Annotated in this window: 12 protein-coding genes; 11 read left to right on the forward strand and 1 reads right to left on the reverse strand. The window is 55.7% G+C overall.

What is annotated here, in order from left to right:
• Nucleotides 1-350: 350 nt before the first annotated feature.
• The gene (gene ycaO / locus IAE50_RS00570) at nucleotides 351-2,111 is read right to left on the reverse strand and encodes a 30S ribosomal protein S12 methylthiotransferase accessory factor YcaO (RefSeq protein WP_200579304.1); all 1,761 of its coding nucleotides are present in this window, start codon (nucleotides 2,109-2,111) and stop codon (nucleotides 351-353) included.
• Nucleotides 2,112-2,248: 137 nt separating this feature from the next.
• On the opposite strand from ycaO, the gene IAE50_RS00575 reads away from it, so the two are divergent.
• The 11 genes from IAE50_RS00575 (at nucleotide 2,249) to IAE50_RS00625 (ending at nucleotide 16,067) form a co-directional block, all read left to right on the forward strand.
• A complete protein-coding gene (locus IAE50_RS00575; RefSeq protein WP_054803088.1) occupies nucleotides 2,249-2,941 on the forward strand; it encodes a DUF421 domain-containing protein in 693 nt (230 codons plus the stop codon).
• A gap of 162 nt (nucleotides 2,942-3,103) precedes the next feature.
• Complete coding sequence (gene serC, locus IAE50_RS00580) at nucleotides 3,104-4,189, forward strand: 3-phosphoserine/phosphohydroxythreonine transaminase (RefSeq protein WP_042714146.1); 1,086 nt, start codon at nucleotides 3,104-3,106, stop codon at nucleotides 4,187-4,189.
• A gap of 66 nt (nucleotides 4,190-4,255) precedes the next feature.
• Nucleotides 4,256-5,539, forward strand: a complete 1,284-nt coding sequence (gene aroA / locus IAE50_RS00585) for a 3-phosphoshikimate 1-carboxyvinyltransferase (protein ID WP_200579305.1) — start codon at nucleotides 4,256-4,258, stop codon at nucleotides 5,537-5,539.
• 134 nt (nucleotides 5,540-5,673) lie between these two features.
• Complete coding sequence (locus IAE50_RS00590; RefSeq protein ID WP_023481474.1) at nucleotides 5,674-6,441, forward strand: M48 family metallopeptidase; 768 nt, start codon at nucleotides 5,674-5,676, stop codon at nucleotides 6,439-6,441.
• A gap of 163 nt (nucleotides 6,442-6,604) precedes the next feature.
• A complete protein-coding gene (cmk, locus tag IAE50_RS00595) occupies nucleotides 6,605-7,288 on the forward strand; it encodes a (d)CMP kinase (RefSeq protein ID WP_023481374.1) in 684 nt (227 codons plus the stop codon).
• A 121-nt stretch (nucleotides 7,289-7,409) separates the two neighbouring features.
• Entirely contained in the window at nucleotides 7,410-9,083 is a 1,674-nt protein-coding gene (rpsA, locus tag IAE50_RS00600; RefSeq protein WP_023481457.1) for a 30S ribosomal protein S1, read from the forward strand.
• Nucleotides 9,084-9,263: 180 nt separating this feature from the next.
• Nucleotides 9,264-9,548: an integration host factor subunit beta gene (ihfB, locus tag IAE50_RS00605; RefSeq protein WP_007374142.1), complete on the forward strand. Its 285-nt coding sequence runs from the start codon at nucleotides 9,264-9,266 to the stop codon at nucleotides 9,546-9,548.
• 217 nt (nucleotides 9,549-9,765) lie between these two features.
• The gene (locus IAE50_RS00610) at nucleotides 9,766-12,030 is read left to right on the forward strand and encodes a ComEC family protein (RefSeq protein WP_200579306.1); all 2,265 of its coding nucleotides are present in this window, start codon (nucleotides 9,766-9,768) and stop codon (nucleotides 12,028-12,030) included.
• Nucleotides 12,031-12,066: 36 nt separating this feature from the next.
• Nucleotides 12,067-13,815, forward strand: a complete 1,749-nt coding sequence (gene msbA, locus IAE50_RS00615; protein WP_042714223.1) for a lipid A ABC transporter ATP-binding protein/permease MsbA — start codon at nucleotides 12,067-12,069, stop codon at nucleotides 13,813-13,815.
• Nucleotides 13,812-14,789, forward strand: coding sequence for a tetraacyldisaccharide 4'-kinase (gene lpxK, locus IAE50_RS00620; RefSeq protein ID WP_200579307.1), 978 nt, complete (start codon nucleotides 13,812-13,814; stop codon nucleotides 14,787-14,789). Before msbA ends, lpxK begins: the two co-directional genes overlap by 4 nt.
• A gap of 45 nt (nucleotides 14,790-14,834) precedes the next feature.
• Nucleotides 14,835-16,067 carry a winged helix-turn-helix domain-containing protein gene (locus tag IAE50_RS00625; RefSeq protein ID WP_200579308.1) on the forward strand — a complete coding sequence of 411 codons (1,233 nt, stop codon included), beginning with the start codon at nucleotides 14,835-14,837 and terminating at the stop codon, nucleotides 16,065-16,067.
• Nucleotides 16,068-16,115 lie beyond the last annotated feature (48 nt).

The raw sequence follows: 16,115 nt of genomic DNA on the forward strand, positions 1-16,115 counted from the left end.
ACAATTTGATATGGATCATATCTCGCCTGGCTTATAGGACCGCAAAGCGTATGGTTTTTCTGCTAAATCGGGGTAACGTGTTGATTATCAAAATAAAAATAAATTTTAAAATTTATAAGAAGCGTTGAATTTTTTTGTGCGATTCTCCGTTAACGGTTAATTAATATGGAGTAATTGCCATTAGAAGTAACAATACTAGCGCTGCGAATATAATTATATTTACCCGCAATTAACTTAAATATTACATTTAAGATTCATCACCAAAATATAATAAAAAAGGGGCAATAAAATTGCCCCGTAATATAGCGTAGACTTGCGAATAAGCCTACCTGTTGTAGTGTTATTTATCGTTACTTAGACCAGTAAGCGACTTTCGCACGTTGTAATTTTTCGTAAGCGGCTAACAGTGCCTGATGAGCCGGGAACGCCTGCAGCGTGCCGTCGGCAGGCTGCAGATCGTAAAACGGCGCTTCACCGCTGAGGGCGGCGCTGGCGGCTTCAACGGCCTGCGCGCCATACATGCGCACAAAAGCGTTCAGGTATTGCAGCGGTTGACGCTCCTCTTCCTGCGCCAGCAGGAGCAGCGTTTGCAGGCAGCGGTAGTAGTTGGCGCGTTCAGGGCTGAAGATTGAGGTGTTAAACTCAATCGTCCACTCGGTCCAGGCCAGTGCCTGATCAAGATCGCCGCCCGCCAGCGCCAGCATTGCTTTCAGCTCGCCGATGCGCAGGGTATACCAGCCGTTATCTTTGCCCGTTGCCAGACCCAGCAGCTCGCGCACGCGCGTAAAGTCATCGTGACCTTCATCATCCAGTTGGGCGATAAGATCGAGATAGGCCTCTTTATCCCACTCGCTGCCAGGCAGGGAGAGGATGGTTTCACGCAGGTGGGTACCCATGGTGTTATTCGCCAGCCACAGATCTTCCGCCGGATAGATATCAGACATGCCCGGCACCAGAATACGGCAGGCGTAAACGCCCAGGTGCTCATAATCCGCGATGTAAACCTCTTTATCTTCCTTCTGGAAGATACTCATCAGCGTCGCGAACTCCTCTTCCGTGGTGCCAGCAAAGCTCCAGTCGACAAAGGGATAATCGGCATCCTGTTTAAACAGATCCCAGGAGATGAGACCACTGGAGTCGATAAAGTGCGTTTCAAGGTTGGCGTGTTCTGCCACTTCTTCATCATCGAAGGTCGGCGGGGTAAAGACATCCAGATCCTTCAGACCGCGGCCCTGCAGCAGTTCCGTCACCGTACGCTCCAGCGCCACGCCGAAGTCCGGGTGCGCGCCAAACGAGGCGAAGCAGGTGCCATTCGCCGGGTTGAACAGCACCACGCAGATCACCGGGTAGTTACCGCCCAGCGAGCCGTCGTAGGCAAAGATCGGGAAACCTTCCGCTTCCAGCTTGGCAATCGCTTCGACCACGCCCGGATAGCGCGCCAGCACCTCCTGCGGGATCTCCGGCAGGCTGATGCTCTCGGCAATAATACGGTTTTTAATGTGACGTTCGAAAACTTCAGACAGCCCCTGCACGCGCGCTTCGTTACGGGTGTTGCCCGCCGACATGCCGTTGGAGACATAGAGGTTGCCGACGATATTCATCGGGATATAGACCGTCTGCTCATCCGACTGGCGGGTAAAGGGCAGTGCGCAGATGCCGCGCTCTTCATTACCGGATTGCAGATCGATCAGCATACCTGCAGCCAGCTCATTTTCCGGATCGTAGTAGGCGCGCAGACGTGCATCGAGAATGCCTTCCGGCAGCGAGTCATTTTCCGGCAGCGGGAACCACTTCTCATTCGGATAGTGGACAAACGGCCCCTGGGCAATGGCGTCGCCAAGCCAGAAGTCAGCAAAGAAGTAGTTGGTGGAGAGACGTTCGAAATATTCGCCGAGCGCGGAGGCCAGCGCCGCTTTCTTCGTGGCGCCTTTACCATTGGTAAAGCAGAGCGCGCACTCTTTATCGCGGATATGCACCGACCAGACGTTTGGCACAGGGTTTAGCCAGGAGGCCTCTTCAATATTGAAACCGAGATCGGTCAGTTTCTGCTGAAAGCGGGCGATGGAGTCTTCCAGCGCGGCGTCTTTACCGGGGATAAATGTTTGGGTCATGGCGGTCACTTTTTTCGTACGTAAAGCGCGCAATGATACGGGTTTTACGTGGCAGGCGCTATCGTCCTTCGTGGTGCGGCGAAAATAAAAGTTCTGGCTATGCTTATCAGGAGTAACTCACTGTTAAGGCAATAAAAATGAAAGCGTTTGACCTGCATCGCATGGCGCTCGACAAAGTTCCCCTCGAATTTCTGGGCGAAGTAGCGCTGCGCAGTCTCTACACCTTTGTGCTGGTTTTTCTGTTCCTTAAAATCACCGGCCGACGCGGCGTACGGCAGATGTCGCTGTTTGAAGTATTGATTATTTTGACTCTCGGTTCGGCGGCGGGCGACGTCGCGTTCTATGATGATGTCCCCATGCTGCCGGTGCTGGTGGTCTTTATTACTCTCGCGCTGCTCTACCGTCTGGTGATGTGGCTGATGTCGCACAGCGAAAAGCTTGAGGATCTGCTGGAGGGTAAGCCGATCGTCATCATTAAAGAGGGCGAGCTGGAGTGGGAGAGGCTGCATAAAGAGAACATGACAGAGTTTGAGTTCTTTATGGAGCTGCGCAACAACGGCGTCGAGCAGCTCGGGCAGGTACGGCTGGCGATTATGGAGACCAACGGTCAGCTCAGCGTCTATTACTACATTGATGAAGAGGTCAAACCCGGGCTATGCATTCTGCCTGAGGGGTGCAGCGAGCGTTTTATCACCGTGCCGGAAGCGGGCGATTATGTTTGTGTCCGCTGCAGTAAAATTTCTGCGTTGCAGGCGGGTGAAAAAAAAGCCTGCCCGCGCTGCGCAAATCCGGAATGGTCGAAGGCCAGCAGGGCGATTCGCGTCACATAACAGGGTTTTTATCGGATCTGCTTTCGACTGGCAAAACATTCTGCTATGTGATGGGACGCACAACTTTCTCTTGCCTCTGATTACTCGTTGCGACCTGTGGCGGTGAATGATAAAACCGATGTCACAGGAAAAACGTTTTGCTTTATAGGGTGGTAAGGGGAAATGACGCAGGTTTTCAATTTTAGTTCTGGCCCGGCCGTATTACCGGCGGATGTGCTTAAGCAGGCTCAGCAGGAGTTGTGTGACTGGCAAGGTCTCGGCACGTCGGTGATGGAAATCAGCCACCGTGGCAAAGAGTTTATCCAGGTGGCGGAAGAGGCAGAAAAGGATTTTCGCGATCTGCTCAACATCCCCTCCAACTATAAAGTGCTGTTTTGTCACGGCGGCGGGCGCGGCCAGTTCGCAGGCGTTCCGCTCAATCTGCTGGGCGATAAAACCACCGCAGATTATGTCGATGCCGGTTACTGGGCGGCCAGCGCGGTCAAAGAGGCGAAGAAGTACTGTACGCCGAACGTTATCGATGCCAAAACCACCCTCGACGGCCTGCGCGCCGTTAAACCGATGCGCGACTGGCAGCTGAGCGACAACGCAGCCTATCTGCACTACTGCCCGAACGAAACGATCGACGGCATTGCCATTGACGAAACGCCGGACTTTGGCGATGTGGTGGTGGCAGCGGATTTCTCCTCTACCATTCTTTCTGCTCCGCTGGATGTCAGCCGCTTTGGCGTGATCTACGCCGGTGCGCAGAAAAACATTGGCCCGGCAGGATTAACGCTGGTGATTGTGCGTGAAGATCTGCTCGGTAAAGCGCACCATTCCTGCCCGTCGATTCTTGATTACAGCGTGCTTAACGATAACGATTCAATGTTCAACACCCCGCCGACCTTTGCCTGGTACCTCTCCGGCCTGGTGTTCAAATGGCTGAAGCAGCAGGGCGGCGTGGCGGCAATGGACCGCATCAACCAGCAAAAAGCCGATCTGCTGTATGGCGTGATCGACGGCAGTGATTTCTACCGTAACGATGTGGCTAAGGCGAACCGCTCGCGCATGAACGTGCCTTTCCAGCTGGCTGACAGCGCGCTCGATAAACTCTTCCTCGAAGAGTCCTTCGCAGCTGGTCTGCACGCGCTGAAAGGCCACCGTGTGGTGGGCGGCATGCGTGCTTCCATCTATAACGCCATGCCGCTGGCGGGCGTGCAGGCGCTGACGGACTTTATGGTTGAGTTCGAACGCCGTCACGGTTAATGCAGTAATGACGATCCCCGTAGCCCGGCTGCGGGGTTTTATTTTGTCCGTAGAGAGTGAAGTTTCATGGAATCCCTGACGTTACAACCCATCGCGCGCGTGGATGGCACCATCAATCTGCCTGGTTCAAAGAGTGTTTCAAACCGCGCCTTGCTGCTTGCCGCATTTGCCCGTGGCACTACCGTGCTGACCAACCTGCTGGACAGCGACGATGTTCGCCATATGCTCAATGCCCTGACTACGCTGGGGGTTCACTATACGCTGTCAGCCGATCGCACCCGCTGTGAAGTGACCGGCGTGGGCGGCCCGCTGAAGGCGGCAGAAAAAGTTGAGTTATTCCTCGGTAATGCCGGCACGGCAATGCGTCCGCTGGCTGCCGCGCTCTGCCTTGGCGACGGCGATGTGGTGTTGACCGGCGAGCCGCGCATGAAAGAGCGCCCGATTGGCCATCTCGTTGACGCGCTGCGTCAGGGCGGGGCGAAAATTGATTACCTTGAGCAGGAAAACTATCCGCCTCTGCGCCTGCGCGGCGGGTTTAACGGCGGTGAAGTGAGCGTTGATGGCAGCGTCTCCAGCCAGTTCTTAACCGCGCTGCTGATGACCGCGCCGCTGGCACCGCAGGATACGGTGATCACCATCAAAGGCGATCTGGTGTCGAAACCCTATATCGATATCACCCTGCATCTGATGAAAACTTTTGGCGTTGACGTTGATAACCAGCAGTACCAGCGTTTTGTTGTGCGTGGCGGGCAGCACTATCAGTCACCGGGGCACTACCTGGTTGAGGGCGATGCCTCTTCGGCCTCCTACTTCCTTGCGGCGGCGGCCATTAAGGGCGGTACGGTCAAGGTGACCGGTATTGGCCGTAATAGCGTGCAGGGCGATATTCGTTTCGCCGACGTGCTGGAAAAAATGGGCGCGACCGTGGTCTGGGGCGAAGATTATATTGCCTGTTCGCGCGGCGAGCTGAACGCCATTGATATGGATATGAACCATATCCCCGATGCAGCGATGACCATTGCCACCACGGCGCTCTTCGCGAAGGGTACTACCACGCTGCGTAACATCTACAACTGGCGCGTGAAGGAGACCGATCGCCTCTTCGCCATGGCGACGGAGCTGCGCAAAGTGGGCGCAACGGTGGAGGAGGGCGAAGACTTTATTCGCGTGACGCCGCCAGCCGCGCTGCAGGTTGCAGAGATTGGCACCTATAACGATCACCGCATGGCGATGTGTTTCTCGCTGGTGGCGCTGTCAGATACGCCGGTCACCATTCTCGATCCGAAATGCACGGCGAAAACCTTCCCGGATTACTTCGAGCAGTTAGCGCGTATCAGTACGCTTGCCTGATGTTCTTACCGCCCCGCATCCTCTGCGGGGCGCAATGACCTGCCATTGTTAAGAGGGTGAAAAGCCGCTGCGCTGTGCTACCATTTGCGCGGGACTCTTTCCCTCAATTCAGTTAGTTAATACATGGACTGTCAATGAAAAAAACAATGATTTTTAGCTGCCTCGTCGCAGCAACGCTTGTCTCTGGTTGTAAGAACATGGGTGGTATTGATACGGATGCGCTGACCAAATCCGGTATGTCTGCTTATAAAGCGGCGACGCTGAGCGACGCGGATGTGAAAACGCTTTCTGAGCAGTCATGTGCTGAGATGGACAAGCAAAACACCATCGCGCCTGCATCGAGCACCTACGCGAAGCGTCTGAACAAGATTGCTAAAGCGCTGGGCAACAACATCGATGGCACGCCGGTCACTTACAAAGTCTATATGACCAAAGAAGTGAACGCGTGGGCGATGGCGAACGGCTGTATTCGTGTCTATAGCGGTCTGATGGACATGATGACCAACAACGAAGTTGAAGCGGTTCTGGGCCATGAAATGGGCCACGTTGCGCTGGGTCATAGCCGTAAAGCGATGCAAACCGCGTATGCCACACTGGCCGCGCGTGATGCGATCTCCGCCAGCAGCGCGGCAGGTGCACAGCTCTCCCAGTCTCAGCTGGGCGATCTGGGTGAGAACCTGATCAACTCTGCCTTCTCCCGTAGCCAGGAGTCCGCAGCGGATGATTTCTCCTACGATCTGCTGAAAAAACGTAACATCAGCCGTCAGGGTCTGGTTACCAGCTTTGACAAGCTGGCGAAGCTGGATGCCGGTTCTGAGAAATCGATGTTTGATTCTCACCCGCCGTCAGCTGAGCGTGCGAAGCATATCCGCGACCGTATCGCCGCAGATAGCAAGAAGTAAGTTTTATTCCGGGCTGGTGCAAATCAGCCCGTACTCCCGCGCAATTAATCTACACTCAGCCTCATACTCTTCCGTTATTCGCACGCAGCAGTAACTTTCGTGCGCGTTGGCGCGTATAATGCGCGGCGTTATATAACGATATGCCTTGATTAAGGAGAAAAAGATGACGGCAATTGCCCCGGTAATCACCATTGATGGGCCAAGCGGTGCGGGAAAAGGCACGCTTTGCAAGGCAATGGCGGAAGCGTTGCAATGGCATCTGTTAGATTCAGGCGCAATTTATCGTGTGCTGGCGCTGGCCGCACTGCATCATCACGTTGATGTCTCTTCGGAAGATGTACTGGTGCCGCTCGCCGTGCACCTGGATGTGCGTTTTGTCTCAACCGACGGTCATCTGGAAGTGATCCTCGAAGGCGAAGATGTCAGCGGCGAAATTCGTACCCAGGAAGTGGCCAATGCCGCGTCGCAGATTGCTGCGTTCCCGCGCGTGCGTGAGGCGCTGTTGCGTCGCCAGCGCGCCTTCCGCGAAGCGCCCGGTCTTATTGCCGATGGCCGCGATATGGGCACGGTGGTTTTCCCCGATGCGCCGGTAAAAATTTTCCTCGACGCCTCGGCGGACGAGCGTGCGCATCGCCGCATGCTACAGTTGCAGGAGAAGGGCTTTAGTGTTAACTTTGAACGCCTTTTGGCTGAGATAAAGGAACGAGACGACCGCGATCGTAATCGTCCTGTTGCACCGCTGGTTCCCGCTGCTGATGCTTTAGTGCTGGATTCTACCCGCTTAAGCATTGAGCAAGTGATTGAAAAAGCGCTACAATACGCCCGCCAAAAGTTGGCTCTCGCATAACATATGCGACCGAATTCGTAGTACCCCCTGCTGCAACGGAGTGTGAGCAGGCATGTGAAACAACCCCATCCGGCATGAAGCCAGGTGGACGTTAAATTGAAGAATCCTGAAGATTATCAATATGACTGAATCTTTTGCTCAACTCTTTGAAGAGTCCCTGAAAGAAATCGAAACCCGCCCGGGTTCCATTGTCCGCGGTGTTGTTGTTGCTATCGACAAAGATATCGTACTGGTTGACGCCGGTCTGAAATCTGAGTCCGCCATTCCGGCTGAGCAGTTCAAAAACGCCCAGGGCGAGCTGGAAATCCAGGTTGGTGACGAAGTTGACGTTGCTCTGGATGCAGTAGAAGACGGCTTCGGTGAAACCCTGCTGTCCCGTGAGAAAGCGAAACGTCACGAAGCTTGGATCACGCTGGAAAAAGCTTACGAAGACGCTGAAACTGTTACCGGTGTTATCAACGGCAAAGTCAAGGGCGGCTTCACTGTTGAGCTCAACGGTATTCGCGCGTTCCTGCCGGGTTCCCTGGTAGACGTTCGTCCGGTCCGTGACACTCTGCACCTGGAAGGCAAAGAGCTTGAATTCAAAGTAATCAAGCTTGACCAGAAGCGTAACAACGTTGTTGTTTCCCGTCGTGCGGTTATCGAATCCGAAAACAGCGCAGAGCGCGATCAGCTGCTGGAAAACCTGCAGGAAGGCATGGAAGTTAAAGGTATCGTTAAGAACCTCACTGACTACGGTGCATTCGTTGATCTGGGCGGCGTTGACGGCCTGCTGCATATCACTGATATGGCATGGAAACGCGTTAAGCATCCGAGCGAAATCGTAAACGTTGGCGACGAAATCACTGTTAAAGTGCTGAAGTTCGATCGCGAGCGTACCCGTGTATCTCTGGGCCTGAAACAGCTGGGCGAAGATCCGTGGGTTGCTATCGCTAAACGCTACCCGGAAGGCACCAAGCTGACTGGCCGCGTGACCAACCTGACCGACTACGGCTGCTTCGTTGAAATCGAAGAAGGCGTTGAAGGCCTGGTTCACGTTTCCGAAATGGATTGGACCAACAAAAACATCCACCCGTCCAAAGTTGTTAACGTTGGCGACGTAGTGGAAGTTATGGTTCTGGATATCGACGAAGAACGTCGTCGTATTTCCCTGGGCCTGAAGCAGTGCAAATCCAACCCGTGGCAGCAGTTCGCTGAAACCCACAACAAGGGCGACCGCGTTGAAGGTAAAATCAAGTCTATCACTGACTTTGGTATCTTCATCGGCCTGGACGGCGGTATCGACGGCCTGGTTCACCTGTCTGACATCTCCTGGAACGTTGCAGGCGAAGAAGCAGTTCGTGAATACAAAAAAGGCGACGAAATCGCAGCCGTTGTTCTGCAGGTTGACGCAGAGCGTGAGCGTATCTCCCTGGGCGTTAAACAGCTCGCAGAAGATCCGTTCAACAACTACGTTGCACTGAACAAGAAAGGCGCAATCGTAAACGGTAAAGTCACTGCAGTTGACGCTAAAGGCGCAACCGTAGAACTGGCTGACGGCGTTGAAGGTTACCTGCGCGCTTCTGAAGCTTCCCGTGACCGCGTTGAAGACGCAACTCTGGTTCTGAATGTTGGCGACGATGTTGAAGCTAAATTCACCGGCGTTGACCGTAAAAACCGCGTAGTTAGCCTGTCTGTTCGTGCGAAAGACGAAGCTGACGAGAAAGATGCAATCGCTTCTGTTAACAACAAACAGGAAGAAGGCAACTTCTCTAACGCTATGGCTGAAGCTTTCAAAGCAGCTAAAGGCGAGTAATTCAAGCACGCTGTCTCATTTGCGCTGTAGCGCGACGTAAGTCGGTCGTTATAGCGCAATTGATGATGAGCAACTTGACAGATTACAAGATTCGTCCTGTAATCAATGACAAAGGGCGGCTACGGCCGCCCTTGTTCAAGCTACTAAGCTAACCTTGCGTTGAAGGAGACCGGAGGAATCATGACCAAGTCAGAATTGATCGAAAGACTTGCAAGCCAGCAATCGCATATTCCGGCTAAAGCTGTTGAAGATGCAGTGAAAGAGATGCTGGAGCATATGGCCTCTACTCTTGCCCAGGGTGAGCGCATTGAGATCCGCGGTTTCGGCAGTTTCTCCCTGCACTATCGTGCACCACGCACCGGGCGTAACCCAAAAACAGGCGACAAAGTGGATCTGGAAGGTAAATACGTTCCGCACTTTAAGCCGGGTAAAGAATTACGTGACCGCGCCAATATTTATGAATAAGCCTTAGCCAACGCTAACGTTTACTCGTCGAAAGGGCACCCTTAGGGGTGCTTTTTTCGTTTTTAGCATCGCTAACTTTTCCGGCCTGCCTCGCAAAAATATGTCGCTGTAGCGTAACCCTGTTAACACCCTCCGATACACGCCGCAAACCGCGAAATACGCTCCTGACATCACTATCTCTGCATCTCATACTGCGCCCCATAACACGGAGGTGGAGATGAGACTGACCGCGCTGGCTGCCTGTATCACGCTCGGGATTATGCCGCTTGCCTGGCTGCCGGCATTGCCGGGCATCAGGACAATCTGGTGCGTCATCATTGCTGGATTTCTGCTGGGTTGCCAACGCTACCTCGTATTGCGCTACGCTGGCATGGCCCTGCTTGTTTTTGCGTGGGGGATCCTTGCCGCAATGGAGGCCATCTGGCCGGCCCAGCACCTGCCAGCAGCGCATCGCCAGATCGAGTTTGAAATTACTCACAGCGATAATGCTACCCGTCATCAGGGAAAAATCCGTCGTCTTGATGGCAAGCGGCTTCTCGCCGCACCGGGCATTACGCTCTACGGGCAATATCTGCCCGCTCCGGCCTGCGCCGGGCAACGCTGGGCAATGACTATCCGCGCGCGGGCCATTCACGGGCAGCTGAACGAAGGGGGATTTGATGTACAGCGCTACGCGCTGGCCTCGCATCAGCCGCTCACCGGTCGCTTTATCGACGCCAGCTTACTGGAAGCACGCTGCAGCTGGCGTGCAGACTACCTTCACTCGCTGAGCGAAGTGCTGGCTGAACGGCAGTGGAAAGGGGTTATTCTTGCGCTCGGTATGGGTGAGCGCGCAGCGCTTAGCCCGGAGATAAAGGAGACCTTTCGCCAGACGGGAACCGCGCATTTAATGGCGATATCCGGTTTACACATCGCGCTGGCCGCGATGCTTGGCTGGCTGTGTGCCAGAGCGGCACAGCTTCTCTTACCTGCGCACTGCATTAACTGGCGTTTTCCACTTTTAACCGGATTAATCTGTGCGGTCTGCTACGCCTGGCTTACGGGGTTACAACCGCCAGCACTGCGCACTGCAATATCGCTTTGCGTCTGGGCGCTGCTGCGTCTTTCCGGCAGGCAGTGGACGTCCTGGCAGGTGTGGATATGCTGTGTGGCCGTGATTCTGTTTATCGATCCGCTGGCGGTGCTCTCTGATAGCCTCTGGCTCTCCGCCTTTGCCGTTGCAGCCTTGCTGTTCTGGTTTCAGTGGTTTCCTGCGCCGCTGAAAGCGCACACGTGGCTCGCACGGGGTGCGCTTAACCTGCTGCATCTGCAGATCGGAATGCTGTTTCTTTTGCTGCCAATGCAGCTCGCTATCTTTCATGGTCTGAGCCTGAGCGCGCTGGTGGCGAATCTGATAGCCGTCCCGCTGGTAACGTTTGTGACGGTGCCGCTCATTCTCTCCGGGATGCTGCTGCATCTGTCCGGCTCCACGGTTTTACAGCCGTTCTGCTGGGGGCTGGCGGATATGAGCCTGGAGGTGCTGTTTACGTTTTTGCGCGGGTTGCCGCCCGGCTGGATCAATATAGACACGCGTTGGCAATGGCTCTCCTTTGCGCCCTGGCTGTTACTGGTTGCGCTACGCTTTCGCCTGTGGCGCACGCTCCCTGCCATCTGTCTGGGTTGCCTGACGCTACTCGCTTATCCCGTCTGGCGCAGCGCGCGGCCTGATAACTGGTCAGTACATATGCTGGATGTCGGGCAGGGCCTGGCGATGGTGATAGAGCGTCGGGGAAGAGCGCTGTTGTATGACACCGGCATCGCGTGGCCGGGCGGCGACAGTGGCGCACAGTTGATCGCGCCCTGGCTGCGCTGGCATGGTCTGCAGCCGGAGGGAGTTATTCTCAGCCACGATCATCTCGATCATCGCGGTGGTTTGGATTCGTTGCTGAAAGTCTGGCCGCAGTTGTGGATCAGAAGCCCTCTTGGCTGGACAGGGCATGCGCCCTGTTTTCGCGGCGAGCGTTGGCAATGGCAGGGGTTAACCTTTACCGCGCACTGGCCCCTAAAAGAGACGCGTACGCAGGGCAATAACCGCTCCTGCGTGGTGAAAGTCGAGGATGGTCGCTATAGCGTGCTGCTCACCGGAGATATCGAAGGGCAGGGGGAGATGGCGATGCTCAGCCATTACTGGGCGCATTTGCAGGCTACACTGATGCAGGTGCCTCACCACGGAAGCCAGAGCTCCTCGATATTGCCTTTTATACAGCGTGTCGGCGGCGCGGCGGCACTGGCTTCAGCCTCGCGTTATAACGCCTGGCGCTTGCCCTCGGCAAAGGTAAAAAAACGCTACCAGCAGCAGGGCTATCAGTGGTACGACACGCCTCACCAGGGGCAGATTACCGTCTCATTTTCGCCTCAGGGCTGGGAAATCCACAGCTTACGCGATCAACTTTTACCACGTTGGTATCATCAGTGGTTTGGCGTCCCCCAAGATAACGGGTAGAATATGCGGCTATTTCAACAAGTGCTGGTTTTTTGAATGCATAACGACAAAGATCTCTCTACATGGCAGACATTCCGCCGTCTATGGCCGACTATTGCGCCTTTTAAAGCGGGGCTGATCGTGTCGGCGATCGCGTTAATCCTCAACGCAGCCAGCGATACCTTCATGTTATCGCTCCTCAAACCGTTACTGGACGATGGTTTTGGTAAAACGGATCGCTCAGTGCTGCTATGGATGCCGCTGGTGGTAATTGGCCTGATGATCCTGCGCGGCATCACCAGCTACATTTCGAGTTACTGCATCTCCTGGGTTTCCGGCAAAGTGGTGATGACCATCCGCCGTCGCCTGTTCAGCCATATGATGGGCATGCCGGTCTCCTTCTTCGACAAACAGTCCACCGGCACCTTGCTGTCACGTATCACTTACGACTCAGAGCAGGTGGCGTCATCGTCGTCCGGCGCGTTGATCACCGTGGTGCGCGAAGGTGCCTCAATCATCGGGCTGTTTATCATGATGTTCTGGTACAGCTGGCAGCTGTCGCTGATTCTGATCGTGCTGGCACCGATCGTGTCGATCGCCATTCGCGTTGTCTCCAAACGTTTTCGCAGCATCAGTAAGAATATGCAAAACACGATGGGGCAGGTGACCACCAGCGCAGAGCAGATGCTGAAAGGGCACAAAGAGGTGCTGATGTTTGGCGGTCAGGAAGTGGAAACAAGCCGCTTTGACAAAGTCAGCAACAAAATGCGCCTGCAGGGGATGAAAATGGTTTCGGCCTCCTCCATCTCCGACCCGATTATTCAGCTTATCGCTTCTCTGGCGCTGGCCTTTGTGCTCTATGCCGCGAGCTTCCCGAGCGTCATGGCGACGCTGACGGCCGGTACTATCACCGTGGTCTTCTCGTCGATGATTGCACTGATGCGTCCGCTAAAATCGCTGACCAACGTCAACGCGCAGTTCCAGCGCGGAATGGCGGCCTGCCAGACGCTGTTTGCCATCCTCGATAGCGAGCAAGAGAAAGATGAAGGCAGCCGCAATATTGAACGTGCGCGTGGCGATCTTGAGTTCCGCAATGTGACCTTTACCTATCCCGGGCGTGAAACCCCAGCGCTGCGTAATATCAATCTCACCATTCCGGCCGGTAAAACCGTCGCGCTGGTAGGGCGCTCTGGCTCAGGTAAAACCACCATGGCCAGCCTGATCACGCGCTTCTACGATATCGATGAGGGTGAAATTCTGCTGGATGGTCACGACCTGCGCGAGTACACGCTCTCATCACTGCGCAACCAGGTCGCACTGGTTTCTCAAAACGTCCACCTCTTCAACGACACCGTGGCGAACAACATTGCTTACGCGCGTACGGAAGAGTACAGCCGTGAAGAGATTGAGCGTGCCGCTGAAATGGCCTATGCCCTCGACTTTATCAATAAGATGGATAACGGTCTCGATACCATCATTGGTGAAAATGGCGTTCTGCTCTCTGGTGGTCAGCGTCAGCGTATCGCCATTGCGCGCGCGCTGCTGCGCGACAGCCCGATCCTGATCCTTGATGAGGCAACCTCTGCACTCGATACCGAGTCCGAGCGCGCCATTCAGGCGGCCCTGAATGAGTTGCAGAAAAACCGCACCTCGATGGTCATCGCGCACCGTTTGTCGACCATTGAACAGGCCGACGAAATTGTGGTGGTGGAAGATGGCCGCATCGTCGAGCGCGGTAGCCACACTGAGCTGCTGGCGCAGCGTGGGGCGTATGCGCAGCTTCATAAGATGCAGTTTGGCGAATGATTGCGCGCATTTGGTCCGGTGAATCCCCGCTGTGGCTTTTGCTGCTGCCGCTCTCCTGGCTCTATGGCCTGGTGAGCGGCGCAATCCGGTTTGCTTATCGTATCGGATTAAAAAAAGCCTGGCGTGCGCCGGTCCCGGTGGTCGTTGTCGGTAACCTGACGGCGGGTGGCAACGGTAAAACGCCGGTGGTCATCTGGCTGGTCGAGCAGCTCCAACAGCGCGGAGTCCGCGTGGGAGTGGTCTCCCGTGGCTACGGCGGTAAAGCCGAACGTTATCCGCTGCTGTTGACGCCTGAAACGTCAACAGCGCAGGCGGGAGATGAGCCGGTGCTGATTTATCAGCGTACCGGCGCGCCGGTGGCGGTTTCGCCTGACAGATGTGAAGCGGTCAACGCGTTATTGTCGCAGCATCCGCTGCAGCTGATCGTTACCGACGATGGTTTACAGCACTACCGGCTGGCGCGTGATAAAGAGATCGTGGTGGTTGACGGCGTGCGGCGCTTCGGCAACGGCTGGTGGCTGCCGGCAGGCCCGATGCGTGAACGCGCGTCACGCCTGAAAACCGTCGATGCGGTGATTGCCAATGGCGGTACGCCGCAGGCGGGTGAAATCGCCATGCGCCTGCGCCCGGGTCTGGCGGTCAACCTGTTGACGGGCGAGCGCCGTGCGGTAAACGAGCTTGGCCAGATTGTCGCGATGGCGGGAATTGGCCATCCTCCGCGCTTTTTCGCCACCCTTGCTGAGTGTGGCGCAACGCTTAAGCGCAGCGTGGCGCTGGCGGATCACCAGGCGCTGGCTCAGAAGGATGTCGACGCGCTGCTTCAGCCCGGTGAAACGCTGGTGATGACGGAAAAAGATGCCGTTAAGTGTCGTCCTTTTACGCAGGCTAACTGGTGGTATCTGCCGGTTGATGCCGAGCTTGCGGGCGATGCGGCCGAAAAATTATTGCTGGATCTGCTCACACTGGTGCGCTGAGGATAGCCGCCTCGGCTGCGCCCTGTTTCATTAACAGGAACGCCTATGTCTGTGCCGCAACTTTCGATTACCGCCGCTCGCCATCTTCATCTCGCCGCGCAGGGCCTGCTGCGAAAACCCTCCCGACGTGCAAAACCGGAGGATATCCTGTCGACCATCCGGCGCATGTCGCTGTTGCAGATCGATACCATTAATATCGTCGCCCGCAGCCCTTACCTGGTGTTATTCAGCCGCCTCGGCGCCTTTGAGCCGCACTGGCTGGATGATGCCCTGCGCAACGGCGAGCTGATGGAGTACTGGGCGCATGAAGCCTGCTTTCTGCCGCGCGAGGATTTTGCCCTCGTCCGTCACCGCATGCTGGCGCCCGACAAAATGGGGTGGAAGTACCGCCAGGCGTGGATGCAGGAGCACGCGGCTGAGATTGAGCAGCTTATCGCGCACATTGAACAGCACGGCCCGGTGCGATCCGCTGATTTTGAGCATCCGCGCAAAGGCACCAGCGGCTGGTGGGAGTGGAAACCCCATAAGCGCCATCTTGAGGGGCTGTTCACTGCCGGAAAGGTGATGGTCATTGAGCGGCGTAATTTCCAGCGCGTCTACGATCTGACGCAGCGCGTGATGCCGCAGTGGGACGACGTGCGCGATCTGCTCTCGCAGGAGCAGGCCGAAGCCATCATGCTGGAAAAGAGCGCCCGCAGCCTTGGGCTATTTCGTGCGCAGTGGCTGGCGGATTACTATCGCCTGCGTCGCCCGGCGCTTGCTCAGGCATTGGCGCAGATGCAAGAGGCGCAAACCATATTACCGGTTAATGTTGAGGGGCTCGGGCCGGCTTGGTTACACGCCTCTTTGCTGCCGCTGCTGGAACAGGCCCAGGCGGACAAACTCACCGCCACCCACAGCGCGGTGCTATCGCCGTTCGATCCGGTGGTCTGGGATCGCAAGCGAGCGGAACAACTCTTTGGCTTCAGCTACCGGCTGGAGTGTTATACCCCGGCACCAAAGCGGCAATATGGCTATTTTGTCCTGCCTTTGCTGCACCGGGGGCGGCTGGTCGGGCGGATGGATGCAAAAATGCACCGTAAAACCGGCGTGCTTGAAGTGATTGCCCTGTTTCTGGAAGAGGGTGTTTCCCCGTCGCTTCAGCTGGAGAAGGGGCTGCAGCGTGCGATTACCGACTTCGCGCGCTGGCAAGGTGCGCAGCGCATTACCTTTTCACGCCTGCCCGATGGCCTGTTTTCATCATTGCGTGCCGGTCTGGAGATAGACGCGGCGTCATAATTGCCTATGATAAGTTCAATCTGCTCATCATCGGTTTCTCAGGAGGAA

Source organism: Kosakonia sp. S42, assembly GCF_016624785.1.
GTDB classification, from domain to species: Bacteria; Pseudomonadota; Gammaproteobacteria; order Enterobacterales; family Enterobacteriaceae; genus Kosakonia; species Kosakonia cowanii.